We start from the raw sequence: 23,128 nt of genomic DNA, 5'->3' as shown, positions 1-23,128 counted from the left end.
GAATATGGGAAAGGGTGGCGAATTTGTACAGGAAACCGTCATGTCTTCTCCAAGTGCCGCCGACCGGCCCAGCATCATCGTCACCGGCTGCTCGTCGGGGATCGGGGCCTATTGCGCGCGTGCGCTGAAGGCGGAAGGCTGGCGCGTCTTCGCCACGGTCCGGCGCGAGGAGGATCGCGTTGGCCTTGTGGCCGACGGCATCGAGGCGCTGCTGATGGACTATACGAAGCCGGACACCATCGCCGCGCTCACCGAAGAGGTTCTGACGCGCACCGGCGGGCGGCTCGATGCCCTGTTCAACAATGGCGCCTATGGGCAGGCCGGCGCTGTCGAGGACCTGTCCGTCGAGGTGCTGCGGGCGCAGTTCGAGACCAATGTCTTCGGCTGGCACGACCTGACGCGGCGGGTGATTCCGGTCATGCGCCGGCAGGGCCACGGCCGCATCGTGCAGTGCTCGTCCATCCTCGGCATCGTGCCCTATCGCTGGCGGGGCGCCTACAACGCCTCGAAATTCGCGCTGGAGGGCCTGTCGCTGACCCTGCGCATGGAGCTTACGGGCTCCGGCATCCATGTCAGCCTCATCGAGCCCGGGCCGATCGCCTCCCGCTTCACCGCCAATGCGCTCACGCAGATCGAAAAGAACATCGACCTCGAGAGCTCCGTGCATGCGGACGAGTATCGCCGGCAACTCCAGCGCTTGCGCGGCGAATCGAAGCCGGCGCGCGGCAAGCTGGGGCCCGAGGCGGTGCATGCCGTGCTGCGCCATGCGCTGACGGCGCGCTCGCCGCGCCCGCATTACATCGTGACCACGCCGGCCCGACAGGGTGCGTTGCTCAAGAAGCTGCTGCCGGCGTCGCTGTTTTACCGTATCATCGGCCGGCTTGGCTGACGCGGCGCGGCGTCGCAGGCACAGCAACGCAAAATGCGTGCACTTTGCGCGAAATGCCCTATGTGAATGGGCTGACAGAAATCAAACCGGAACGCTGGCATGTCTTCCTTCCTCACCTTCCTGACGCTGCTCGTCATGGGTCTTGTCGCCATCGTGCTGGTGCGCGGCCTCGTCAACATGGCCAAGGGCGGCAGCGGCAACACGTCGAACAAGCTGATGCAGGCCCGCGTGCTGCTGCAGGCGATCGCTATCGTCCTCATCATGCTGACGCTGTGGGTGACGGGAGGCGGCCGCGGCTGATGGTCAAGCTCAACAAGATCTATACCCGCACGGGCGATGACGGGACGACCGGCCTCGTCGCCGGCCCGCGCCGCAAGAAGCACGACCTGCGCGTGGAATCCTACGGCGAGGTCGACGAGGCCAATTCCTGCATCGGCCTGGCGCGCCAGCACCTTGCCGATCATCCTTCGCTCGACCGCACCCTCATGCGTATCCAGAACGACCTGTTCGATCTCGGCGCGGATCTCGCGACACCGGATACGGGCAAGAAGCCCGAATACGAGCCATTGCGCATCGCCCAGTCGCAGGTCGACCGGCTGGAAAAGGAAATCGATGCGCTGAACGCCGATCTGGAACCGCTGCGCTCCTTCGTCCTGCCGGGCGGCACGCCCGCGGCTGCGGCCCTGCATGTGGCGCGCACCGTGGCGCGGCGGGCGGAGCGCCGCATCGTCGCCCTGCAGGACTGCGAGGGTGAAACGGTCTCGGCGGCTGCGGTCGCCTATATCAACCGGTTGTCGGATTTCCTCTTCGTCGCCGCACGCTGGGTGAACGAAAAGGGCCGTACGGACATATTGTGGGTGCCGGGGCAGAACAGGTAAGGTCCCCGGCGAGGCGAGGCCGGAAGGGGACCCATGTTCATACCGCTGCATGACGCGAATTCCCTGAAATACATCAAGGTCCAGTATGTCACGATCAGCCTGATCGCCATCAATGTCGTGGTCTGGCTGGTAACGGGCCTTGCCTCGACGCAGGCCTTTTCCGATGCGGCGGTCGTCGGGCTCGGTTATATCCCCGCCGTCGTCTTCGATTTCGCGGACCTCGAGCCGGGCCTGGTGCTCGTTCCGGAGAACGCCACCTACATCACCTACGCGTTCCTGCACGGCGATTTCATGCACCTCGCCTCCAATATGCTGTTCCTCTGGGTGTTCGGTGACAACGTCGAGGATGCGCTCGGGCATTTCCGTTTCCTGGTGTTCTATCTCGCCTGTGCGGCGGCGGGCGCGCTCGTGCACGGGCTTGTGCAGCCGTCCTCCGAAGCGCCCCTGATCGGCGCGTCGGGGGCCGTTTCCGGCGTGGTGGCGGCCTATTTCCTGCTGCATCCCAAGGTGCGCGTCTGGGTCCTGGTGTTCTTCCGCATTCCGCTGCCGCTGCCGGCGGTCATCCCGCTCGCCTTCTGGATCGCCCAGCAGTTCTACATGCTGGCGGTGGATGGCGACGGCAGCGTGTCGTGGGGTGCGCATGTCGGCGGCATCCTTGCCGGCGCGTTTCTCGTGCTGGTGCTGCGCCGTCGGGGCGTTCCGCTCTTCGACCGCACCATCGTCACGCCGAAGGCCGTTCGCCATGTGGAGCAGAGCCCGGTTCCCGCTGACGACGCGGCCGAGCGCCCCTCCGTTCCCCCGACGCATTGGGGTCGGTAAAGCTGGCAACGCCAGAAATTTGACCTTGACGTAAACGTTACTTATAACCGGCCGCGTTTTCGTGCGGAGAGGAGCCATGCCGCATTGTAATTGGGGAAAAAACGCGTATCGATGTCGCCAACCGACAATCAGGGCGCCCTCGAAAGGCGCATTTTCCCCTCGCGGACATATGTAAGGAAGGAAGCCATGAAGATCCTTGTGCCAGTCAAGCGGGTCGTTGACTACAACGTTAAGATTCGCGTGAAGGCGGATGGCTCGGGTGTCGAGCTTGCGAATGTGAAGATGTCGATGAACCCGTTCGACGAGATATCGGTCGAAGAGGCGCTTCGCCTGAAGGAGGCCGGCAAGGCTGAGGAAGTGGTGGTGGTGTCGATCGGCCCGGCAAAGGCCGAGGAGACGCTGCGCACGGCGCTCGCCATGGGGGCGGACCGGGCGGTGCTGGTCGAGACGGAGGATGCCGTCGAGCCGCTGGCGGTCGCCAAGATCCTGAAGGGCGTCGTCGAGGCCGAACAGCCCGGCCTCGTCATCGTCGGCAAGCAGGCGATCGACGACGATTCCAACCAGACCGGCCAGATGCTGTCGGCGCTGCTCGGCTGGGCGCAGGCGACATTCGCCTCCAAGGTCGAGATCGGCTCCGGTTCGGCCCAGGTCACCCGCGAAGTCGACGGCGGCCTGCAGACCATCGAGGTCAAGCTTCCGGCCGTCGTGACGACGGACCTGCGTTTGAACGAGCCGCGCTATGCCTCGCTGCCCAACATCATGAAGGCGAAGAAGAAGCCGCTCGACAAGAAGACGCCCGGCGACTTCGGCGTCGATACGAGCCCGCGCCTGAAGGTGCTGAAGACCGAGGAACCCTCGGGCCGCAAGGCCGGCGTCAAGGTCAAGGATGTCGCCGAACTGGTGGCGAGCCTGAAGACCGCAGGCGTTCTGTAAGGAAGATCGAGGAGATCACGATATGGCCATTCTTCTTCTGGCAGACCACGACAACGCCACCCTTTCCGACCAGACCGCCAAGGCGCTGACGGCCGCTTCGCAGATCGGCTCCGACGTGCATGTGCTCGTCGCCGGCAGCAATGCAAAGGCGGCCGCCGAGCAGGCTGCAAAGCTTGCGGGCGTGACGAAGGTTCTCGTCGCCGACGATGCGAGCCTTGCCAACAACCTGGCCGAGCCGCTGGCCGCCCTCATCGTGTCGCTGGCCGGCAGCTACGACGCCATCGTCGCGGCGGCCACCTCGGTCGGCAAGAACGTGGCGCCGCGCGTTGCCGCCCTGCTCGATGTCGCGCAGGTTTCGGAGATCATCGAGGTGGTGAGCCCCGACACGTTCAAGCGTCCGATCTATGCGGGCAACGCCATCCAGACGGTGCAGTCGACCGACGCTAAAAAGGTGATCACCGTGCGCACGGCGTCCTTCGCCGCAGCGGGCGAGGGTGGCAATGCGCCGGTCGAGGCCGTCGCCGCCGCGGCAAACCCGGGCCTTTCCACCCATGTCAAGGACGCGCTGTCCTCGTCGGATCGTCCGGAGCTGACCTCGGCGAAGATCATCATCTCGGGCGGTCGTGCGCTCGGCTCGTCGGAGAAGTTCCAGGAAGTGATCCTGCCCGTCGCCGACAAGCTCGGTGCGGCCGTCGGTGCCTCGCGCGCTGCGGTGGATGCGGGCTACGCCCCCAACGACTGGCAGGTCGGCCAGACGGGCAAGGTCGTCGCCCCGCAGCTCTACATCGCCTGCGGCATCTCCGGCGCCATCCAGCACCTTGCCGGCATGAAGGACTCGAAGGTCATCGTCGCGATCAACAAGGACGAGGAAGCCCCCATCTTCCAGGTCGCAGACTACGGCCTCGTCGGTGACCTCTTCGAAGTCCTCCCACAGCTCGAAAAGGCGCTTTGAGCCGGCATCGCGCCGTCTTTGCGACGATGTTTTCACTGGAAATATCCGTCGCGTGCCTTTATCAATTTCACCGGGCCGGCTTGACCGGCCCGGTGTTTTTTTGCCTGCGCACTGGGTTCGGGCTGAAATGACGAGGCGATTGGCGCGATGATCAAGAACGTCGGTATTGTGGGTGCGGGCCAGATGGGATGCGGCATCGCGCATGTTGCTGCCCTTGCCGGATACAAGGTCCATATCTACGACCTGTCCGCCGAGCGGATCGAAGCCGGCCTCGCCACGATCCACGGCAATCTCGCCCGGCAGGTCTCTTCCGGCAAGATGTCCGACGAAGACCGGAAGAAGGCGCTGGCGCTCATCAAGGGCTCCACCGACGTCAACGACCTCTCGGATGCGGACCTGGTCATCGAGGCCGCGACCGAAGACGAGACCGTCAAGCGCAAGATCTACGGTCAGGTCTGTTCGGTGCTGAAGCCCGAGGCGATCCTCGCCACCAATACCTCCTCGCTCTCGATCACACGCCTTGCCTCCGCCACCGATCGGCCCGAGCGCTTCATGGGCATCCACTTCATGAACCCCGTTCCGGTCATGAAGCTGGTGGAGCTCGTGCGCGGCATCGCCACGGAGGAAAGCACCTTCTCCGCCGCGAAGGAATTCGTCGCCACGCTGGACAAGACCATTACGGTGGCGGAAGATTTCCCCGCCTTCATCGTCAACCGCATCCTGCTGCCGATGATCAACGAGGCGATCTATACGCTCTATGAAGGCGTCGGCTCGGTGGAGGCCATCGACACCGCCATGAAGCTCGGCGCCAACCATCCCATGGGCCCGCTTCAGCTTGCCGATTTCATCGGCCTGGACACCTGCCTCTCCATCATGCAGGTCCTGCATGATGGTCTCGCCGATTCCAAGTACCGCCCGTGTCCGCTGCTGGTGAAGTATGTCGAGGCCGGCTGGCTCGGCCGCAAATCCGGCCGCGGCTTCTACGACTACCGCGGCGAAGTGCCGGTTCCCACGCGCTAGCGCGTGTTAAGCTTCGGCTTCAGTTCTTTTGAAAGAATTTGATGGTATGTCGCGAGGACTAGTTTAATCAGTCTCGCGACGGTACGATGACGGACATATCTATTTCGCCGGAAAAGTTGGGCGCGCAGCGTTTCATCGGGCGTGGCGCGCTTCTGTTCGTGTTGATCGTCGGGTTGTTGCCCAATCTCTTCTTTCTGGCCGTCATGCCGTTCTTCATTGCCGAACGGTTGATCACGCCCCTTCTCTATGTCATTGCCGCGATTGCTGCACTCTTCCTGCCACGTTTTGCGGTCTATGCTCTTTTCTTGGCGGTAGCCGTTGTTGATCTCTGCCTTATCGTCATGGTGGCTTTTCATCTGCCGCTCGCCTTGGCGATCGACTCTGTACGGTACATGGCGACGATCGACGTCTCGGCTTCGGGTTTTTATGTCGCCGTCATAAGCATTAATCTGGCGCTCGCGCTGGTTTCCGCATGGTTGTTCGACCGCAACCGCGCCGAGATACGGTCGGCATCGCCGCTACCAGTGCTTCTCGTCGCGTTGTCGCTCATGGCTGCGGATTTTCATTTCAACTTTCGTTACTTCACCAAGTCTATGTCGCCTTTCAACAGTGCGGTTTCCCAGAACGGGCTAAGTGCCGATGCGATTGCCGCGGGTGGTGGAAACCTGCTCATCGTGATGGTGGAGGGGCTTGGCGCCTTTGCCGATCCAGCAGAGAAGAGAATTCTGAGCGAGAAACTGGAAAACGCCGCTTCCAGCGCTGGTTATACTTTCACCAGTGGGACCACGCCTTATTCGGGCTCCACGACGGGCGCAGCCTCCCGCGAACTGTGTGGGCGCTGGGGTGATCATCGCGATTATATCTCTGGTGTGCACACGGAAAATTGCCTGCCAAAGCTTCTGCATGCGCGCGGTTTCGAGACGGTTGCCTATCACGGTTACACGTCCGACATGTTTGAGCGGCATGTCTGGTATCCCAATATCGGCTTTTCGGAACTTCATTTTATGGAAACGATGGTGCGGGACGCACCAATGCAGGTCGCGCGTCGCTGCGGCAGCGTCTTTCTCGGGTTGTGCGACAGCGATGTGGCTGCTCTCGTTCATTCCCGTTTGCTTGAGGCAGGCGATAAACCGAAGTTTGTCTATTGGCTCACCTTGAACTCGCACGTGCCGTTTGTCGCGAAGACTGTGGGAACCATGGCTTGCCGAACCGCGGCGGCGCCGATTGCAAATGCAACGGCATGCGAATTGGCGGAATTGTGGGGTGATGTCTTCGATTCTGTAGCGGCGATCGCGACTGATACTCGCCTTCCTCCTACGGATATTCTCGTCGTTGGAGATCACCATACTCCCCTATGGGAGCGCGCCGCGAAGGACCGCTTTACTCTCGGTCTGGTGGATTGGTACCTGTTGCGAAAGACATCCTGACGTCTTCTCGACGCGCTGACGGCGGAAGAATCCGCCAAAGCCTGGTTTCGGGGAAAATTGTTTCGCCTGCTGTGAGGGCCGCGACAGGGCAGTGTCTCGGATGGTCGCTGGCCTGCCGGTATTGTCTGCCTCAATTCTTATTGCATTGGGGTGTTCATATGAAACGCATTCTCCTTCTCGGCGCGGCCCTTCTCGGTCTTGCTGCTCCGATCTCCGCGCACGCCGCCGACAAGCTTTTGAACGCCTCCTATGACGTTGCGCGCGAGCTGTTTGCCGCGGAAAACGAAGCCTTCGTGAAGCAGCATCCGGGCGTCACCATCGACCAGTCGCACGGCGGCACGTCCAAGCAGGCCCGCGCCATCGTGGAAGGCCTCGAGGCCGACGTCGTGACCTTCAACCAGGTGACGGATATCGACTTCCTCGTGAAGAACGGCTTCGTTGCCGAAGGCTGGCAGCAGAAATTCCCGAACAATGCGTCGCCCTTCTACTCCTTCCCGTCCTTCCTCGTCCGCGCCGGCAACCCGAAGAACATCAAGGACTGGTCGGATCTCGCTCGCGACGACGTGAAGGTCGTCTTCCCCAATCCGAAGACGTCGGGCAATGCGCGCTACACCTATCTGGCCGCCACCGCCTATGCCAAGGAAGCCTTCAACAACGATCCGGCCAAGGTCGAGGAATTCATCACCAAGATCTTCGACAACGTCCCGGTCTTCGACACGGGCGGTCGCGCGGCGACGACGACCTTTGTCGAGCGCGAGATCGGCGACGTGATCATCACCTTCGAAGCCGAGACCAAGTCGATCGCCAAGCAATACGGCGAAGACAAGTTCGAAAGCGTCGTGCCGTCCGTTTCGCTGCTCGCCGAGTTCCCGGTCGCCATCGTCGATAAGGTGGCGGATGCCAGGGGCAGCCGTGACCTTGCCAAGTCCTATTTGGATTTCCTCTATGCGCCCGAGGGCCAGAAGATCGCGGCCGAATTCGGCCATCGCGTTCATGACGAGAAGGTCGCCGCCGAATTCAAGGACCAGTTCCCGGAAATCCGCCTCGTGAATGTCGACGACGTGTTCGGCGGCTGGAAGAAGATCTCCGAGGAGCACTTCGCCGAGGGCGGCACGCTGGACAAGATCTACGGTAGCCGTTGATCCCTTCGATTATTGTTTGTAGGGCAACCGGCGGGCTAGAAGCCCGCCGGTTGTTGTCATGAGAAAGGACCATGCGCTTGAGACGGCGTGTATTGCCAGGATTGCCGCTCGCGCTCGGCATCACCCTCGTCTATGTGGCCATCATCGTTGTGCTGCCGCTGGCCGCGCTCGTCTTCAAGGCGGCGAGCCTGGGCCCTGAGGACTACTGGCGGATCATCTCTTCAGACCGTGCGGTCGCGAGCTATCGCGTGACGGTCACCTGTGCGCTTGCGGCAACGGCGTTCAATCTCGTCTTCGGCCTGGCGCTCGCCTGGGTTCTCGTGCGCTACCGCTTTCCCGGGCGTCGGCTCGTCGACGCGCTGGTGGACCTGCCCTTCGCGCTGCCGACCGCCGTTGCCGGCATTGCGCTGACGACGCTCTTTGCCGCCAACGGCTGGTTCGGCGAACCGCTGTCGCTCGTCGGCATCAAGGTCGCCTATACGCCGCTCGGCATCATGGTCGCCATGAGCTTCACGAGCATCCCCTTCATCGTGCGCACGGTGCAGCCGGTTCTGGAAGAGCTCGACCCGGCACTGGAAGAGGCGGGTCAGACGCTCGGGGCAAGCGATCTCTCGATCTTCGTGACCGTGATCCTGCCGCTGCTGACGCCGGCGCTTCTGGCCGGCGTATCGCTGTCCTTCGCGCGCAGCCTGGGCGAATTCGGCGCGATCATCTTCATCGCCGGCAACCAGCCGTTCTCGACGGAGATCACCGCACTTCTCGCCTTCATCCGGCTTGAGGAATACGACTATCCGGCCTCTGCCGCGATTGCCTCCGTCATGTTGCTGACCGCCTTCGTCATGCTGGCGATCACCAATCTCATGCAGGCCCGTGCCCTGCGCTACACGGTAAGGGGCTGACCATGGCGCATCCTGGAAAAGGCAAGCCGCCGCGCGTGGGCGACAATCCGGTCTTCCGGCGCGTTCTCCTCACATTCGTCCTCGTTCTGGTCGGGCTGATGATCGTCGCGCCGCTCGTCGTCATCGGCGTCGAGGCGTTCTCGAAGGGGGTCGCCTATTTCGGGGCCGCCATCGCCCATCCCGATACCCGCCACGCCATCATGCTGACGGTCATCACGGCGCTGATCGCCGTGCCCATCAACACCGCTTTCGGCGTGGCCGCGGCCTGGGCGATCACCAAGCACGATTTTCCCGGCAAGCGCTTGCTGATCGTTATCATCGAGATCCCGTTCTCGGTCTCGCCGATCGTTGCGGGCGTCGCCTATCTCTTCGTGTTCGGGCTCCAGGGCCTGTTCGGCCATGCGCTGCAGACGATGGAGATCAAGATCCTGTTTGCGCTGCCCGGCATCGTGCTGGCCAGCATGTTCGTAACGGCACCGTTCGTGGCGCGTGAACTGATCCCGCTCATGCAGGCGCAGGGCCGCGATCTCGAAGAGGCCGCGACGTCGCTTGGCGCCAGCGGCTGGCGCACCTTCTTCTCCGTCACGCTGCCCAATATCAAATGGGCACTGCTCTATGGCGTCGTGCTGTGCAATTCGCGCGTGATGGGGGAATTCGGCGCGGTCTCGGTCGTCTCGGGCAATATCCGCGGCCAGACGAACACGCTGCCGCTGCATATCGAGCTGCTCTATCACGATTACAACGCGGCCGGCTCGTTTGCCGCCGCATCCATCCTCGCCGGCCTCGCCATCGTCACGCTCGTCGTCAAGGTGGCGCTCGAGCGGCAGGGCGCGGGCCGCATCCAGCGTCCTTCCGCTCTTGCGGGCGCCGATACCGTCACTCCGGAGGTCAAGCCGTGAAGATCCGCCTCGACAATGTGGTCAAAGAGTTCGAGACCTTTCGCGCCGTGCATGGCGTCTCGCTCGATATCGACAGCGGCGAGCTGGTCGCGCTGCTCGGCCCGTCCGGCTCCGGCAAGACGACGATCCTGCGCATGGTCGCCGGCCTCGAATATGCCGATGCCGGCGCGATCTATTTCGGCGACGAGAATGCCACGGAGATCCCGGTGCGCGATCGCGGCGTCGGTTTCGTCTTCCAGCACTATGCGCTCTTCCCGCACATGACCGTCGGCGAGAACATCGCCTTCGGCATGAAAGTCTCGAAGATAAAGCGTTCGCCGCAGGCCATCGCCGCGCGTGTCAAGGAATTGCTCGACCTCGTGCAGCTGAGCGGCCTCAAGGACCGTTTCCCGGGCCAGATCTCCGGCGGCCAGCGGCAGCGCGTGGCGCTGGCGCGCGCGCTTGCCGTCGATCCGCGCGTGCTGCTGCTCGACGAGCCTTTCGGCGCGCTGGATGCGAATGTCAGGCGCGATCTTCGCCGCTGGCTGCGCAAGATCCATGATGAACTCGGCATCACCACGCTTTTCGTGACGCATGACCAGGAAGAGGCGCTCGACCTCGCCGATCGCGTCGTCATCCTCAACAAGGGCAAGATCGTGCAGGAGGGCACGCCCGAGGCGGTGTGCCGCAATCCCGCCGATGCCTTCGTGATGAATTTCCTGGGGGATGCCAACCGGCTGGAGGCTGAAATCCGCGGCGGCAAGGCCCATGTCGATGGCGTCGCCTTCGAGGCTGATGGCGTTGCCGACGGCAGCGGGCAGATCCTGTTCCGCCCGGCCGATGTGAGCTGGCGCGAGGACGGGCAGGGCATCGCCGCCCGCATCGTCCGGGTCATCGACCGGCCGGATTCACGCCGCGTGCTGGCGATGACGGAGAGCGGCCAGGCGGTGGAGTTCGACACCGCGCCGGAATTCACGCACCGCCGGGGCGACGCGGGCTTCCTCGATATCCGCCGGCCGCGCGTCTACGCGGCTGCCTGACGTCAGCTCTTCGGGCCGGCCAGCGCTGCGTTGATCAGTGCCTTGGCATCCTCGCTGTCCCAGGCGGCGGGGCCGTTCATGGCGGAGATCAGGCAGCCCTTGTCGTCCATCAGCAGCGTGACGGGCAGGCCGAAGGCGAGGCCTTCCTTCTTCAGCGTGTTGAAGACGCCCATCGAGGCATCGCGGTAATAGGCGAGCTCATGGACCTTCGTCTCGTCGAGGAAGGTCTTCGGCTTCTCGTCGTCGCCGGTGTCGATGTTGATCGCGACCACCTCGAACTTGTCGCTGCCGAGATCCTTCTCCAGCGCGTTGAGTGCCGGCATCTCCTCGCGGCAGGGCACGCACCAGGTGGCCCAGAGGTTGACGAGCAGGGTCTTGCCCGCGAAATCGGCGATGGTCTTCTTCTTGCCGTCGGGACCGTCGAAGACGAGTTCCGGCAGCGGACGGTGCTCGTCGACCGTGCGCATGGCGGCGACCTGGCCCTTCGAGAAGGGCGTGATGGCCTCGGCCCGGGCAGCGGCGAGCGGGCAGGCGGCAGGATCGGCCGACGCGACGGCGCCCGTGGCATTGCCAGACAGGCTCTCCTTCACGTATATCGCAGCACCACCGGCGAGAAGTCCGGCGAGCCCGGCAATGGCGATGAGCTTTCCTGCCGGCAGGCCGAGGGTCTTCTTCACTGACATTTCATTCTCCAGGACACTTTTCCAGGCAGGCACCCATGGCAGACGGCACTTCCGAGACGAAATCCTCGAACCAGATGTGGGGCGGCCGCTTCGCCTCGGGACCGGATGCGATCATGGAGGAGATAAATGCCTCCATCGGCTTCGACAAGAAGCTTTATGCCCAGGACATCCGCGGCTCAAAGGCGCATGCGGAAATGCTCGCCCATCAGGGCATTATTTCGGCGGACGATAAGGAAAAGATCGTTCACGGTCTCGACACGATCCTGTCAGAGATCGAAAGCGGCGCTTTCGAATTCTCCCGCAAGCTCGAAGACATCCATATGAATGTCGAAGCGCGGCTCGCCACGCTGATCGGCCCGGCAGCCGGCCGCCTGCACACCGCCCGTTCGCGCAACGACCAGGTGGCGCTCGATTTCCGCCTCTGGGTGAAGGAAGAGCTGCAGAAGACCGAGAAGGCGCTGACCGGCCTCATCGCCGCCTTCCTCGACCGGGCGGAAGAGCATGCCGAGACTGTCATGCCCGGCTTCACCCATCTCCAGACCGCCCAGCCGGTGACCTTCGGTCACCATTGCATGGCCTATGTCGAAATGTTCGGCCGCGACCGCCAGCGCGTGCGCCACGCCATCGAACATCTCGACGAGAGCCCGATCGGTGCGGCAGCGCTCGCCGGCACCGGCTACAATATCGATCGCCACATGACGGCCAGGGCGCTGGGCTTCCGCGAGCCGACGCGCAATTCCATCGATACGGTTTCCGACCGCGACTTCGCGCTGGAATTCCTGTCGATCGCCGCCATCGCCTCGGTGCACCTGTCGCGCCTGGCCGAGGAAATCGTCATCTGGTCGACGCCGCAGTTCGGCTTCATCCGCCTGTCGGATGCCTTCTCGACGGGATCCTCCATCATGCCGCAGAAGAAGAACCCCGATGCCGCCGAGCTGGTGCGCGCCAAGACCGGCCGCATCAACGGTTCGCTGATCGCGCTTCTCACCGTCATGAAGGGTCTGCCGCTCGCCTATTCCAAGGACATGCAGGAAGACAAGGAGCAGGTCTTCGACGCCGCCGAAAGCCTGGAGCTCGCCATCGCCGCGATGACCGGCATGGTGCGCGACATGACCATTCGCACCGACAGGATGAAGGCCGCGGCCGGTTCCGGTTACTCGACCGCAACCGACCTCGCCGACTGGCTGGTGCGCGAGGCGGGCCTGCCGTTCCGTGACGCGCATCATGTGACCGGACGCGCCGTGGCGCTGGCGGAGGGTAAGGGTTGCGATCTTGCCGAACTTTCGCTGGAGGAGTTGCAGGCGATCCATGAGGCGATCACCGCCGATATCTTCAACGTTCTGACGGTCGAGGCGTCGGTCGCCAGCCGCAAGAGCTACGGCGGCACGGCGCCATCAGAGGTGCGCCGGCAGATCGCGTGGTGGCGGCAGCGCAACTGATCAAGGTGCTTGCAGGACCCATCATCAGATTAAGGGTGCACAAGGGCGGGCGAATTCGCTAAGGATGTTGCCCACTCCACCCGGCAATTCCAGGGAACGTTCATGACACGCATCGACATCGGCAAGCTGGCGCTCGTGCTCTGCCTTTCTGCAGCGGTTCTGACGGCGTGCGGCCGCAAGGGCGACCTCGAGCGGCCCGGCGCGCAGCCGGCCGTGACGACCGTCGACGGCAAGAAGGTCGAGCAGGTCGAAGACAAACGCTTCCTTCTCGACCCTCTTCTCTAGTTTTTCCCAACGCGATTCCGAGCCGGAATTGCCCTGAACGGACTGCAAGCGTGAACCATTTCGAGCATCGTGACGGCGTCCTCCATGCGGAGGATGTGCCGGTTCCGGAAATCGCCAGGGCGGTCGGCACACCCTTCTACGTCTATTCGACGGCAACGCTGGAGCGGCACTTCAAGGTGTTCTCCAAGGCGTTCGAAGGCGTCGATGCGCTGGTCTGCTACGCCATGAAGGCGAATTCCAACCAGGCGGTTCTCAAGACGCTCGCCCGGCTCGGTGCCGGTATCGATGTGGTCTCCGAGGGGGAGCTGCGCCGCGCGCTCGCCGCCGGCGTGCCCGCCTCGCGCATCATGTTCTCCGGCGTCGGCAAGACGCCGCGTGAAATGGATCTCGCGCTCGAGGCCGGCATCTACTGCTTCAACGTCGAATCCGAGCCGGAACTCGAGGTGCTCAATGCCCGCGCCGTGAAGGCCGGCAAGGTCGCGCATGTTTCCTTCCGTATCAATCCCGATGTGGATGCCCGCACCCATGCGAAGATCTCGACGGGCAAGAAGGAAAACAAGTTCGGCATTTCCTGGGAGCGCGCACGCGCGGTCTATGCCCGTGCCGCGACGCTGCCCGGTATCAAGGTGACCGGCATCGACATGCATATCGGCAGCCAGATCACCGAGCTGCAACCCTTCGACGATGCCTTCCGGCTGCTGCGCGAACTCGTCGAGACGCTGCGCGCCGATGGCCATACGATCGATCACGTGGATGTCGGCGGTGGTCTTGGCATTCCCTACAAGACGGACAATGCGCCGCCGCCGCTGCCGGATGCCTATGCGGACATCGTCAAGAACCAGCTCAAGGGCCTCGGCTGCCGGATCGTCACGGAGCCCGGCCGCCTGATCGTCGGCAATGCCGGTATCTTGGTGACCGAAGTGCTCTATGTGAAGGATGGCGGGGAGAAGACCTTCGTCGTGGTCGATGCGGCGATGAACGACCTCATCCGTCCGACGCTTTACGAGGCGTGGCACGAAATCGAGCCGGTCGTCATCTCGGCAGCCAACGCGCCGCGCATCCGCGCGGATGTCGTCGGCCCGGTCTGCGAGACGGGCGATTATCTGGCGCTCGACCGTGAAATGGCGGTGCCGAAGCCGGGTGATCTCATCGCCGTCGGTTCGGCCGGCGCCTATGGCGCGGTACAGGCAGGCACCTACAACAGCCGCCTGCTCGTTCCCGAAGTGCTGGTCAACGGTTCGGAATTTCACGTCATCCGACCGCGTCCCAGCTATGACGAGCTGATCGGTCTCGACTCGCTTCCGGCATGGCTTGCCTGACCGTCCGGCTCAAGATGCCGTTCACGATTTTGCGCGCGCCCTCGTCTTCGCCACAAAGCATGTTATCCTCGAAGACCTGACAACAGGCGACGGCGAGCGGTGAACGATGGCAATTGAAGAGCAGCGCAAGAGGGAGGCGACCGGCAATTCGCTGGGGCGCCGGCTTGCGGGCAAGCGCCTCGCCGCCAAGATCGTGCTCTATCTCGAGGCGCTGGCGCCGCGGCTTTTGCCGGTCCTCATGCTCGCGGCGGGTTTCCTGGCGCTGACCTGGTTCGGCTATTTCCGCCACGTGCCGGCTTGGCTGCACATCGCGACGCTCACTGCCTTCGCGCTCGGTGCAACCCTCCTGCTTCTGCGGCTGCGCGGCCTTGTCTGGCCCTCGGCCGATGCCGCCGACCGCATGCTGGAAGCGCGCAATGCGCTTGCTCACCAGGCTATCCGCGTGCAGGACGACCGGCCGGCGGGGGGCGATGCCTTCGCGGACGCCTTGTGGCGCGAGCACCAGGCGCGCATGGCCCGCATGGTCGGCGCCCTGCGCACCGGCGCCCCGGAGCCGGACATCGCACGCCACGACCGCCATGCGCTGCGCGCGCTGCCGGTGCTGCTCGTCGCCATCGCCTTTGCCTTCTCCTATTCCAACCGCGGCGGCCTTCTGGCCGATGTCGTTTCCGTTCGCGCGCCCGTCGAGGCGGCGCCGGATGTGCGCATCGATGCCTGGGTGACGCCGCCGGCGCACACGTCGCGCGCGCCCGTCTTTCTGACCGGCAACGGGCAGGGCGAGGCGGTGACGGGCGAAGTCCGCATTCCGCAGTTCAGCGAACTGACGGTTCGCGTGACGGGCGGCAGCGGCAACGAGCAGGCAACCTACCAGGCGGCGGGCGAGACCGCCGCGACGGCCATCCGTCCCGAGGAGGCCAAGCCGAAGGATGAGACGGCGGAGGCCGAGAAAAACGAAGACACGCCACCGGTTGCGGTCGCCGATGCCGCCAGGACCATGCATTACAGCATCCAGAAGGATGGGACGCTGACCGTCGACGGCCGCTCGTGGTCGTTTACCGTCATTCCCGACAGGGTGCCGGAGATCGCCTTCGACGGCATCCCGAAGGCCACCGTCACGGCGGCGCTGGACATCAGCTTCATCGCCAAGGACGACTACGGGCTCCAGGAGGCTCATGCCGAGATCGTGCCGGTCGACCAGCCCAAGGAGGCGCGGCCGCTCTATCCGCTGCCCGAATACAGACTCGACCTGCCGCGCCGCGCGGCGCGCGAAGCCAAGGGCACGACAAGCCGTAACCTTTCCGAACATCCGCTGGCCGGCAAGCGCGTGAAGATCACGCTCGTCGCCACGGATGCGGCGGGACAGGAGGGCCGCAGCCAACCCGTGGAAATGGTGCTGCCGGCGAAGGCCTTCTTCGAGCCGCTCGCCGCCGCCGTCGCCGAGCAGCGGCAGGTCTTCGCGCTCGACGCCAACCAGCTGCCCCATGCCATCGCGCTCAACGAGGCGCTGATGATCCGGCCGGAAGAGACCATTCCGAACCCGACGCATTATCTGCTTCTGCAATCGGCCAATGCCCGCATGAAGCTCGCCCGTACGGACGACCAGCTGCGCGAAGTGGCAGATTATCTCTGGGAAATCGCGCTCGGCATCGAGGACGGCAACCTGTCGCTCGCCGACCGCCGGCTGCGCGACGCTCAAAAGGCGCTTTCGGAGGCGCTGGAGCGCAATGCGCCGGACGAGGAGGTCGCAAAGCTCATGCAGGAGCTGCGCGAGGCGATGCAGGCCTATATGCAGGAGCTCGCCCGGCAGGCTGCGAAGAACGGACAGATGCGTGAGAATGCGCAGCAGCAGGGCCAGATCCTGCGTCAGCAGGATCTCCAGCGCATGATGGACCAGATCGAGAACCTGGCGCGCTCCGGCGCTCGCGACCAGGCGCAGCAGATGCTCTCCGACCTCCAGCGCATGATGAACAACCTGCAGGCCGGCCGGCCGCAGCAAGGCCAGCAGGGTCAGCAGAACGACGCCATGCGCCAGGAGATGGACAAGCTCGGCGAACTCATGCGCAAACAGCAGCAGCTGATGGAAGAGACCTTCAAGCTCGACCAGGCGCTGCGGGACCGCCAGCAGATGGGCGACCCGATGCCGGGCGAGGACGGTGAACAACAGCAGCAGCAGGGCGACAACGGCGCCGGGCAGCAGGAGACGGACCGGATGACGGCCGAACAGCTGCGCGATGCGCTGAAGAAGCTGAGGGAGCAGCAGGACGCGCTCGGCAAGCAACTCGGTGAGGTCGAGCAGGCCCTGAAGGGCATGGGCCTCGATCCCGGCGAAGGTTTCGGCCAGGCCGGCCGCGAGATGAAGGGCGCCTCCGAAGCGCTGGGCCAAAGCCAGGGCGAATCAGCGGTGGGCAGCCAGGGCCGCGCGCTGGAGGCGCTGCGTCAGGGTGCGCAGAGCATGATGAGCCAGATGCAGGCGATGGGTGAGGGCCAGGGGCAGGGCATGGGCGTTCCGCAGGCCGGGCGCAACGGGCGCGATCCCCTTGGCCGTGACCGCAACGTCAATGGTCGCGGTCCGGACACCGGCGGACAGACGAAGATCCCGGAAGAGATCGACATCCAGCGGGCGCGCGAAATTCTCGATGAAATCCGCCGCCGTCTCGGCACGGGTGCCGCGCCGGGCTTCGAGCGGGATTATCTGGAGCGGCTGCTCGGTATCCGTTGAACGCGGATGATCAGGCGGCCAGCGCCTGCGCCACGGCGCGCCGGATATCCGGCAGGCTGAACGGCTTGCTCACGACATCGACGATCTTCGAGGCGAGGTCGTCGGCGCGTTCGCGCTGTTCGGCATAACCGGTCATCAGCAGGATCTTGAGGGCAGGATGCGCCGCGGACGCCTTGTGCGCCAGTTCGATACCGTCCATGACAGGCATGCGGATATCGGACAGCAGGAGGTCGAAGCCGCCTTCCGTGAGGGCATCGAGCCCTGCGGCGCCATCGGGCGCCTCCACGGTCTCATGGCCGTCCAGCCGCAATGCGCGCGCCACGAAGAGACGCAGCGAATCCTCGTCTTCCGTGATCAGGATCTTCGCCATCATATTCCCTTTCAGTCAGTCCGGCACGACAAGACCAGACTTTCCTTGTCGATCGGTAAACGAACGACGGGGGGAATTAGCGTGCGGCGTGTTTTCAGCTCTCCTGGTCGGCGTCGCCGGTGACGACGCCGACGAAGGGCAATTCGCGGAAAGCGTAGGCGACGTCCATGCCGTATCCGACGACGAAATGGTCCGGGCATTCGAAGCCGACATAGTCCGCTTCCAGGTCGGTCTTGCGCTTCTCGCGCTTGTCGAGCAGCACGGCGATGGTGACGTTGCGCGCGCCGCGCTCGTACATCAGCTCCTTGGCGAAGCTCAGCGTGCGGCCGGATTCCAGGATGTCGTCGATGAGCAGGATATCGCGGCCATGCACGTCGCTGTCGATGTCCTTGATGACCTTCACGCCTTGCGAGACGGTGCCCGTGCCGTAGCTCGACAGCGTGATGAACTCGACTTCGGGCGCGAGGCCGGCAGCATGCAGCGCGCGGGTGAGGTCGGCCGCGAAGATGAAGGAGCCCTTCAGAACGGCGATGACGAGGAGATCCTGCGTCGGGCCGGCGGCGATCTGTGCGGCAAGCTCTTCGTTGCGCTTGGCGATCTGCCCAGCATCATAGAGCGTTTCGATCTTCTTTCCGCGGACAATCTGCATCGCGTGGCGGCTCCCTGGATGGATATGAAGGAGCCGATTAGCACAGTCAGGTGGCCGGTGCACCCTCGCGCGCGAGGGAAACCGAGACTTTCGGTACTTTTCCGCCGCTGTGCGGGATGCGCAGCGCGAAGTGCTCGGCGCCACCGGGCGCGATCGTTTCGGCATCGAGCACGATCCGGCGCGTGCCGCTGCCTTCCAGCACGACGTCGAGCGGCGGCACGGCCTTCACGCTGTTGCCCGTGTTCGCCAGGCGGCCATAGACGGTGAGCACTTTCATGCCGTTGCGGTCGTCCACCATCGCGGCGATATCGGTCAGGTTCAGCACATCCGCCTGCGCGGTCGGCAGGATGGCCGCCTTGAGCGCCGTCAGCCCACCGGCAAAAGCGAAGACGAAGAGGAAGGCAAGTGTGACGAGCCCGGCAAAGGCGCGGCCCGGAAGACGCTGGAGTGCGGCTTCGCAAAGGCGGGCACAGGCCGCACCCAGCCGGAACAGCGGATGGTCCGACATCGGGCGGGCGGGCGTTGCGGGCCGCCTGCGGTGATTGTCGTTCGACGTCCGGCTGGCGGCGCTGCGAATCACCACGAAATCGGCGTCCACGACGTCTGTTCTTTTGGAAAACCGCTCGGCGCGGCTTGCCCCCTTTGCCCCGGGTTCGGGCGGCAGGAGATCGACCCGGCTTTTCGCTTCACGCTTGATTTTGAAGGCGTTCATCGCCACCTCCCGTCGCCGCCTTCCCGCATAGTCCAGGCGAAAAGTCGGGCATTGAATGAAATCCTTACGAAACGTAAACCATACTGGTTAATGCTTCGGAAACCTGACCGTGAAAGAGCCGCTTTCCTGTGCGACGTCGACCGCGGTACCGCTGGGTGATCGTCTCTAGAACCGGATTGACCATTGATTCATTTCGAGAATGTCGGGCTGCGCTATGGAATGGGACCGGAGATCCTCCGTGACCTGACCTTCGATATTCCGCGCCGGTCCTTCCAGTTCCTCACCGGGCCGTCAGGTGCCGGCAAGACGACGCTTCTGCGTCTGCTTTTCCTGTCGCTTCAGCCGACCCGCGGCATCATCCGCAGCTTCGACCGGGAAATCTCGACCATCCCGCGTGACGAACTGCCCATGCTGCGCCGGCGAATCGGTATCGTCTTCCAGGATTTCCGCCTGCTTGATCACCTGACGACCTACGAGAACGTCGCGCTGCCGCTGCGCGTGCGCGGCAAGGAAGAGATCAGCTACCGCGCCGACGTGCTGGAACTCTTGAAATGGGTCGGGCTCGGTGAGCGAATCAACGTTCTGCCGCCTGTCCTGTCGGGCGGGGAAAAGCAGCGCGCGGCTATCGCGCGCGCGCTCATCGACCGGCCGGAATTGCTTCTGGCCGACGAGCCGACCGGTAACGTCGATCCGCCGATGGCGCGCCGGCTACTCAGCCTCTTCCTCGAACTCAACCGGCTGGGGACCGCCGTGGTGATCGCCACGCACGACCTCTCCTTGATGGATCAGGTCGAGGCGCGGCGCATGATCCTCTCGCAGGGACGGCTCGACATCTATGAGTGACTTGCAGAGAGATATGCGCGACACCGCCGAGACCGAGCAGCCGGCCCGCCGGCCGGAAATGCGCGTGCGGCCCACCGCACCCATCGTGCCGCCGTCGAACGTGTCCGGCAACGCGCTGATGCTCGTCATCGCCATCATGGCCTTTCTCGCCTGCCTCACCTTCGGCGCCGTCAGCATGGTGCGGGCGACGGCGGCGAGCTGGCAGAGCGAGATTTCCCGCGAGATCACCATCCAGATCAAGCCGGACGACAATCTCGACATGGAACAGGCGCTGAAGGATGCGCGCGACCTCGCGCTGACCTTCACCGGGACGCGGGACGGCACGATCGTCGACAAGGCAGCGACCGCGCGCCTTCTGCAACCCTGGCTCGGAGACGGACTTGACATCGACGAGCTGCCGGTGCCGCGCCTCGTCATCGTCACCATCGACGAGCAGAGCCCGCCGGATTTCACCGCGATGCGGGCGGCGCTGTCGCAGAAGATCCCCCAGGCCTTCCTTGACGATCACCGCACCTGGGTCGATCGCCTGGTGGCCATGGCGCGCACGACCGCCTTCATCGGCACCGGCGTTCTCGTGCTGGTCTTCTCGGCCATGGTGCTGACGGTGGTGTTTGCGACGCGCGGTGCGCTGTCCGGCAACAGGCATATCGTGGAAGTGCTGCATTTCGTGGGCGCGGAAGCGGGCTTCGTCGCATCCGAATTCCAGAAGCACTTCCTGAAGATCAGCCTCAAGGGTTCGCTTGCCGGCGGCTTGCTGGCCGCGCTGTTCTTCGCCGTTGCGGGTTTCTGGCAGGGACGGGCGATCGCCACACCCCAGAGCGACCAGGCGACCGCACTGTTCGGCAGCTTCTCCATGGGGCTCACGGGCTATCTCGGCATTGCCGGAACCATCGCTGTTATCGCGCTCCTGACCACGCTGACGGCCCGCTTCACGGTGATGCGCACGATCCATGAAATCGACCAGATCCGCTCGGATCCATCCCGTACCGATCAACTGCCCGACTCATGATATGGGCGCAGTCTATCACCGTCGTGAAACGGACTAGGGCTTGCCTTAATCCGGTTCTATGGACAGAATCATGAACATGCTGGATCAGGCAAAGGCCGGCATGCCCAACGGGCTGCTGCAGGACGGGCGACGGAGGCGCAAGGGCCCCGTGCGGCTTCTTGTGCGCGCCATTCTTGCGGTTATCCTGCTGGTCGCCATCCTGGGAAGCGCGGGTTTCCTGTATTTCGCCGAAACGGTGGCAGGGCTCGAAACGCCCGATGATCCCAAGGCCGATGCCATCGTCGTGCTGACGGGCGGTTATCAGCGCATCGACCACGCCATCGACCTTCTGAAGAAAGGCGCCGGCGGGCGCCTGCTGATCTCCGGGGCCAACCCGTCGACAAGCGGCAACCAGCTGCGCAAGCTGACCCAGAGCTCCTCGACACTGTTCGAATGCTGCGTCGACATGGGCTATGATGCCATCGACACGGTGGGCAATGCCAACGAGGCGGCGCGCTGGATCAACGATCACCGGTTCCGGCGCGTTCTCGTCGTCACCAACAACTATCATATGCCGCGCAGCCTGCTCGAGCTGAAGGCCAGCGATCCGCAGACCGAGTTCATCGCCTATCCCGTCGTCAACACGGATCTCAAGAACGGCAACTGGCTGCGCCAGCCGGGCGTGCTGAAGGCGATGCTTTCCGAATATGTGAAGTACAGCCTCGCGCAGATAAGGGCATTTGCGGGTGCGCGCAGCTGGTCGGGGCTTCGGGGCGATATCGAAGGCGGCTGACATCGATCGGGCGGGAGTTTCCCCGTCCGGCAATATCGTGTAGGGCGGAGCATGTTCCGTTCACAGGCCGCCCGATGATCGCTTTCCGCTCCGTGCTTTTCAACGCCGTCTTCTATCTCAATCTCATCGTGCAGATGATCATCTTCACGCCGATCTACTTCCTGCTGCCGCGCAAGAAGGCCTACTTCGTCCCCAAGTTCTGGGCACGCAGCAACCATTGGCTTTTCAAGGTCATCGTCGGCGCGACATTCGAGATCGAAGGGCTGGAGAACATTCCGGCGGGCGGCTACATCTTCGCGCCGAAGCACCAGTCCTTCTGGGATGCCTATGCTCTGCTGCCCTGGCTCAGCGACCCGTTCTACATTCTCAAGCGCGAGCTGACCTGGATCCCGCTGTTCGGCTGGTACATCAAGAAGCAGCGCATGGTGCCGGTGAACCGCGGCGCGCGCGGCAAGGTGATGACGGCCGTCATGGAGCGCACCAAGGCGGAAATGAATGCCGGGCGCCAGCTGATCATCTATCCGGAAGGCACGCGCCGCCCGCCGGGTGCGCCGCCGGAATACAAGTACGGCATCGCGCGGCTCTATCGTGATCTGCAGGTGCCGGTCGTGCCCGTGGTGATGCATCCGGGCCTGTTCTGGCCGCGCCGCAAGTTCATACGCCAGCCGGGCCATTTCAAGGTACAGATCCTGCCGGCCATCGCGCCGGGCATGGATCCCGATGCGTTCCTTGCCCATCTCGTCGACGCCATGGAGACGGCCAGCGACAAGCTGCTCGTCGAGACCGTCGAGGCCAATCCGCATCTCATACTGCCGCCGACAGCCGTCAAGCGGCTGGCGGAACTGAAGGCGGGAACGCCCGGTCAGGCGGAGATGCGGGCGTAAAGGCCTTCGGCCGTCCGGCCAACATCCTCCAACCAATGGTCGCGGATGCCCATTTCGCGCAGATGCGACAGCGTGTTGCGCACGTAATCCATGTTGTGCCCTGACTTGCCGACCGCGGTGCTGATGGTCCGCGCCGCCTCATCGACGGAGAGCGATCCGGCAAACTGGTGATGGGCGCGGTCGCAGATATAGGTGAGCGTGGAAACGCGACGCCCGTCGCCGAGCGTGGCAGGCAGCGTGCGCTCCTTGTAGACATGGGTCACGAGTTCGCGCTCGCGCAGATAATCGACGACGGCATCCCGGGCCTGGGGCGCCACGCGGAACGCCACGCCGCGGCAGGACCCGCCCCGGTCGAGGCCGAGCACCAGGCCGGGTTTTTCCTCGGTGCCGCGATGGACCCAGGAGCGCACGCACAGCGAACGGCGGAAGCCGAAAAGATGGGCCGGTTGCCGCTCCTCATACTCGAAACCCGGATTCCACATCAGCGATCCGTAGCCAAACACCCAGAATTCGTTCATATCCACTGTCACCGGGACCATCTCTCTAAAAGCCGCCGCAATTGCCGGC

General features: G+C 63.9%; 25 protein-coding genes. 20 read left to right on the top strand and 5 right to left on the bottom strand.

The genetic code is table 11. The features are described 5' to 3' along the window. Positions 1-40 precede the first annotated feature (40 nt). From B5M41_RS18130 to B5M41_RS18075, 12 genes are all read left to right on the top strand, one after another. Entirely contained in the window at positions 41-889 is an 849-nt protein-coding gene (locus B5M41_RS18130; RefSeq protein WP_134649372.1) for an SDR family oxidoreductase, read from the top strand. Positions 890-988: 99 nt separating this feature from the next. Beyond that, positions 989-1,189 carry a twin transmembrane helix small protein gene (locus B5M41_RS18125; RefSeq protein ID WP_134649373.1) on the top strand — a complete coding sequence of 67 codons (201 nt, stop codon included), beginning with the start codon at positions 989-991 and terminating at the stop codon, positions 1,187-1,189. After that, positions 1,189-1,767 (top strand): cob(I)yrinic acid a,c-diamide adenosyltransferase, encoded by a 579-nt coding sequence (locus B5M41_RS18120; protein WP_134649374.1) that lies wholly within the window; start codon positions 1,189-1,191, stop codon positions 1,765-1,767. Before B5M41_RS18125 ends, B5M41_RS18120 begins: the two co-directional genes overlap by 1 nt. 33 nt (positions 1,768-1,800) lie before the next feature. Continuing rightward, positions 1,801-2,586 carry a rhomboid family intramembrane serine protease gene (locus B5M41_RS18115; RefSeq protein WP_134649375.1) on the top strand — a complete coding sequence of 262 codons (786 nt, stop codon included), beginning with the start codon at positions 1,801-1,803 and terminating at the stop codon, positions 2,584-2,586. A 186-nt stretch (positions 2,587-2,772) separates the two neighbouring features. Beyond that, positions 2,773-3,519, top strand: a complete 747-nt coding sequence (locus tag B5M41_RS18110) for an electron transfer flavoprotein subunit beta/FixA family protein (protein ID WP_134649376.1) — start codon at positions 2,773-2,775, stop codon at positions 3,517-3,519. 22 nt (positions 3,520-3,541) lie between these two features. Further along, a complete protein-coding gene (locus B5M41_RS18105; protein ID WP_134649377.1) occupies positions 3,542-4,471 on the top strand; it encodes an electron transfer flavoprotein subunit alpha/FixB family protein in 930 nt (309 codons plus the stop codon). Between the two features lie 147 nt (positions 4,472-4,618). Next, a complete protein-coding gene (locus tag B5M41_RS18100) occupies positions 4,619-5,491 on the top strand; it encodes a 3-hydroxybutyryl-CoA dehydrogenase (RefSeq protein ID WP_134649378.1) in 873 nt (290 codons plus the stop codon). Between the two features lie 86 nt (positions 5,492-5,577). Then, a complete protein-coding gene (locus B5M41_RS18095) occupies positions 5,578-6,918 on the top strand; it encodes a sulfatase-like hydrolase/transferase (RefSeq protein ID WP_134649379.1) in 1,341 nt (446 codons plus the stop codon). 158 nt (positions 6,919-7,076) lie between these two features. Further along, positions 7,077-8,060, top strand: a complete 984-nt coding sequence (locus tag B5M41_RS18090; RefSeq protein WP_134649380.1) for a sulfate ABC transporter substrate-binding protein — start codon at positions 7,077-7,079, stop codon at positions 8,058-8,060. A 71-nt stretch (positions 8,061-8,131) separates the two neighbouring features. Next, on the top strand, positions 8,132-8,959 hold the full coding sequence (cysT, locus tag B5M41_RS18085) for a sulfate ABC transporter permease subunit CysT (protein WP_134649381.1): 828 nt from the start codon (positions 8,132-8,134) through the stop codon (positions 8,957-8,959). 2 nt (positions 8,960-8,961) lie between these two features. Then, positions 8,962-9,858, top strand: coding sequence for a sulfate ABC transporter permease subunit CysW (gene cysW / locus B5M41_RS18080; protein ID WP_134649382.1), 897 nt, complete (start codon positions 8,962-8,964; stop codon positions 9,856-9,858). After that, positions 9,855-10,877: a sulfate/molybdate ABC transporter ATP-binding protein gene (locus B5M41_RS18075; protein ID WP_134649383.1), complete on the top strand. Its 1,023-nt coding sequence runs from the start codon at positions 9,855-9,857 to the stop codon at positions 10,875-10,877. Before cysW ends, B5M41_RS18075 begins: the two co-directional genes overlap by 4 nt. Before the next feature lie 2 nt (positions 10,878-10,879). On the opposite strand, the gene tlpA is transcribed toward B5M41_RS18075, so the two are convergent. Next, positions 10,880-11,560, bottom strand: a complete 681-nt coding sequence (gene tlpA, locus B5M41_RS18070) for a thiol:disulfide interchange protein TlpA (RefSeq protein WP_134649384.1) — start codon at positions 11,558-11,560, stop codon at positions 10,880-10,882. A gap of 35 nt (positions 11,561-11,595) precedes the next feature. Between tlpA and argH the strand changes: the two genes are divergently transcribed. The 4 genes from argH to B5M41_RS18050 all read left to right on the top strand — a co-directional run bounded on the left by argH (position 11,596) and on the right by B5M41_RS18050 (position 17,322). Further along, on the top strand, positions 11,596-12,999 hold the full coding sequence (argH, locus tag B5M41_RS18065; RefSeq protein WP_134649385.1) for an argininosuccinate lyase: 1,404 nt from the start codon (positions 11,596-11,598) through the stop codon (positions 12,997-12,999). Positions 13,000-13,101: 102 nt separating this feature from the next. Next, the gene (lptM, locus tag B5M41_RS18060; RefSeq protein ID WP_134649386.1) at positions 13,102-13,284 is read left to right on the top strand and encodes an LPS translocon maturation chaperone LptM; all 183 of its coding nucleotides are present in this window, start codon (positions 13,102-13,104) and stop codon (positions 13,282-13,284) included. 50 nt (positions 13,285-13,334) lie between these two features. Next, on the top strand, positions 13,335-14,603 hold the full coding sequence (gene lysA, locus B5M41_RS18055) for a diaminopimelate decarboxylase (protein WP_134649387.1): 1,269 nt from the start codon (positions 13,335-13,337) through the stop codon (positions 14,601-14,603). Positions 14,604-14,709: 106 nt separating this feature from the next. Further along, positions 14,710-17,322, top strand: coding sequence for a TIGR02302 family protein (locus B5M41_RS18050; protein WP_134649388.1), 2,613 nt, complete (start codon positions 14,710-14,712; stop codon positions 17,320-17,322). A 10-nt stretch (positions 17,323-17,332) separates the two neighbouring features. On the opposite strand, the gene B5M41_RS18045 is transcribed toward B5M41_RS18050, so the two are convergent. The 3 genes from B5M41_RS18045 to B5M41_RS18035 all read right to left on the bottom strand — a co-directional run bounded on the left by B5M41_RS18045 (position 17,333) and on the right by B5M41_RS18035 (position 19,053). Continuing rightward, positions 17,333-17,692, bottom strand: coding sequence for a response regulator (locus B5M41_RS18045; RefSeq protein ID WP_134649389.1), 360 nt, complete (start codon positions 17,690-17,692; stop codon positions 17,333-17,335). A gap of 94 nt (positions 17,693-17,786) precedes the next feature. After that, a complete protein-coding gene (gene hpt / locus B5M41_RS18040; protein WP_134649390.1) occupies positions 17,787-18,341 on the bottom strand; it encodes a hypoxanthine phosphoribosyltransferase in 555 nt (184 codons plus the stop codon). Positions 18,342-18,387: 46 nt separating this feature from the next. Beyond that, positions 18,388-19,053 carry a hypothetical protein gene (locus B5M41_RS18035; RefSeq protein ID WP_134649391.1) on the bottom strand — a complete coding sequence of 222 codons (666 nt, stop codon included), beginning with the start codon at positions 19,051-19,053 and terminating at the stop codon, positions 18,388-18,390. Between the two features lie 183 nt (positions 19,054-19,236). Here B5M41_RS18035 and ftsE point away from each other — a divergent pair, with 183 nt between their 5' ends. The 4 genes from ftsE to B5M41_RS18015 all read left to right on the top strand — a co-directional run bounded on the left by ftsE (position 19,237) and on the right by B5M41_RS18015 (position 22,561). Continuing rightward, entirely contained in the window at positions 19,237-19,896 is a 660-nt protein-coding gene (gene ftsE, locus B5M41_RS18030) for a cell division ATP-binding protein FtsE (RefSeq protein WP_134649392.1), read from the top strand. 13 nt (positions 19,897-19,909) lie between these two features. After that, positions 19,910-20,905 (top strand): cell division protein FtsX, encoded by a 996-nt coding sequence (locus B5M41_RS18025; RefSeq protein WP_370340536.1) that lies wholly within the window; start codon positions 19,910-19,912, stop codon positions 20,903-20,905. Positions 20,906-20,975: 70 nt separating this feature from the next. Continuing rightward, positions 20,976-21,677 (top strand): YdcF family protein, encoded by a 702-nt coding sequence (locus B5M41_RS18020; RefSeq protein WP_370359055.1) that lies wholly within the window; start codon positions 20,976-20,978, stop codon positions 21,675-21,677. Between the two features lie 74 nt (positions 21,678-21,751). Continuing rightward, entirely contained in the window at positions 21,752-22,561 is an 810-nt protein-coding gene (locus B5M41_RS18015) for a lysophospholipid acyltransferase family protein (RefSeq protein WP_134649394.1), read from the top strand. On the opposite strand, the gene B5M41_RS18010 is transcribed toward B5M41_RS18015, so the two are convergent. Then, positions 22,540-23,091, bottom strand: a complete 552-nt coding sequence (locus B5M41_RS18010; protein WP_134649395.1) for a gamma-glutamylcyclotransferase — start codon at positions 23,089-23,091, stop codon at positions 22,540-22,542. The two genes, B5M41_RS18015 and B5M41_RS18010, sit on opposite strands and share 22 nt — an antisense overlap. Between the last annotated feature and the right edge of the window lie 37 nt (positions 23,092-23,128).

It is taken from the genome of Shinella sumterensis, assembly GCF_004514425.2.
Lineage (GTDB): Bacteria > Pseudomonadota > Alphaproteobacteria > Rhizobiales > Rhizobiaceae > Shinella > Shinella sumterensis.
This window is presented reverse-complemented; position numbering and strand designations above follow the sequence as displayed.

Excerpts from the sequence above, each read along its gene's own strand:
- B5M41_RS18020 (WP_370359055.1), top strand. The coding sequence starts at position 20,976 with ATGAACATGCTGGATCAGGCAAAGGCCGGCATGCCCAACGGGCTGCTG.
- cysW (WP_134649382.1), top strand. The coding sequence starts at position 8,962 with ATGGCGCATCCTGGAAAAGGCAAGCCGCCGCGCGTGGGCGACAATCCG.
- B5M41_RS18120 (WP_134649374.1), top strand. The coding sequence starts at position 1,189 with ATGGTCAAGCTCAACAAGATCTATACCCGCACGGGCGATGACGGGACG.
- cysT (WP_134649381.1), top strand. The coding sequence starts at position 8,132 with ATGCGCTTGAGACGGCGTGTATTGCCAGGATTGCCGCTCGCGCTCGGC.
- lptM (WP_134649386.1), top strand. The coding sequence starts at position 13,102 with ATGACACGCATCGACATCGGCAAGCTGGCGCTCGTGCTCTGCCTTTCT.
- B5M41_RS18050 (WP_134649388.1), top strand. The coding sequence starts at position 14,710 with ATGGCAATTGAAGAGCAGCGCAAGAGGGAGGCGACCGGCAATTCGCTG.
- hpt (WP_134649390.1), bottom strand. The coding sequence starts at position 18,341 with ATGCAGATTGTCCGCGGAAAGAAGATCGAAACGCTCTATGATGCTGGG.
- B5M41_RS18110 (WP_134649376.1), top strand. The coding sequence starts at position 2,773 with ATGAAGATCCTTGTGCCAGTCAAGCGGGTCGTTGACTACAACGTTAAG.
- B5M41_RS18100 (WP_134649378.1), top strand. The coding sequence starts at position 4,619 with ATGATCAAGAACGTCGGTATTGTGGGTGCGGGCCAGATGGGATGCGGC.
- B5M41_RS18125 (WP_134649373.1), top strand. The coding sequence starts at position 989 with ATGTCTTCCTTCCTCACCTTCCTGACGCTGCTCGTCATGGGTCTTGTC.
- B5M41_RS18025 (WP_370340536.1), top strand. The coding sequence starts at position 19,910 with ATGCGCGACACCGCCGAGACCGAGCAGCCGGCCCGCCGGCCGGAAATG.
- B5M41_RS18015 (WP_134649394.1), top strand. The coding sequence starts at position 21,752 with ATGATCGCTTTCCGCTCCGTGCTTTTCAACGCCGTCTTCTATCTCAAT.
- B5M41_RS18115 (WP_134649375.1), top strand. The coding sequence starts at position 1,801 with ATGTTCATACCGCTGCATGACGCGAATTCCCTGAAATACATCAAGGTC.
- B5M41_RS18095 (WP_134649379.1), top strand. The coding sequence starts at position 5,578 with ATGACGGACATATCTATTTCGCCGGAAAAGTTGGGCGCGCAGCGTTTC.
- B5M41_RS18105 (WP_134649377.1), top strand. The coding sequence starts at position 3,542 with ATGGCCATTCTTCTTCTGGCAGACCACGACAACGCCACCCTTTCCGAC.
- argH (WP_134649385.1), top strand. The coding sequence starts at position 11,596 with ATGGCAGACGGCACTTCCGAGACGAAATCCTCGAACCAGATGTGGGGC.
- B5M41_RS18035 (WP_134649391.1), bottom strand. The coding sequence starts at position 19,053 with ATGAACGCCTTCAAAATCAAGCGTGAAGCGAAAAGCCGGGTCGATCTC.
- tlpA (WP_134649384.1), bottom strand. The coding sequence starts at position 11,560 with ATGTCAGTGAAGAAGACCCTCGGCCTGCCGGCAGGAAAGCTCATCGCC.
- B5M41_RS18045 (WP_134649389.1), bottom strand. The coding sequence starts at position 17,692 with ATGGCGAAGATCCTGATCACGGAAGACGAGGATTCGCTGCGTCTCTTC.
- B5M41_RS18090 (WP_134649380.1), top strand. The coding sequence starts at position 7,077 with ATGAAACGCATTCTCCTTCTCGGCGCGGCCCTTCTCGGTCTTGCTGCT.
- B5M41_RS18130 (WP_134649372.1), top strand. The coding sequence starts at position 41 with ATGTCTTCTCCAAGTGCCGCCGACCGGCCCAGCATCATCGTCACCGGC.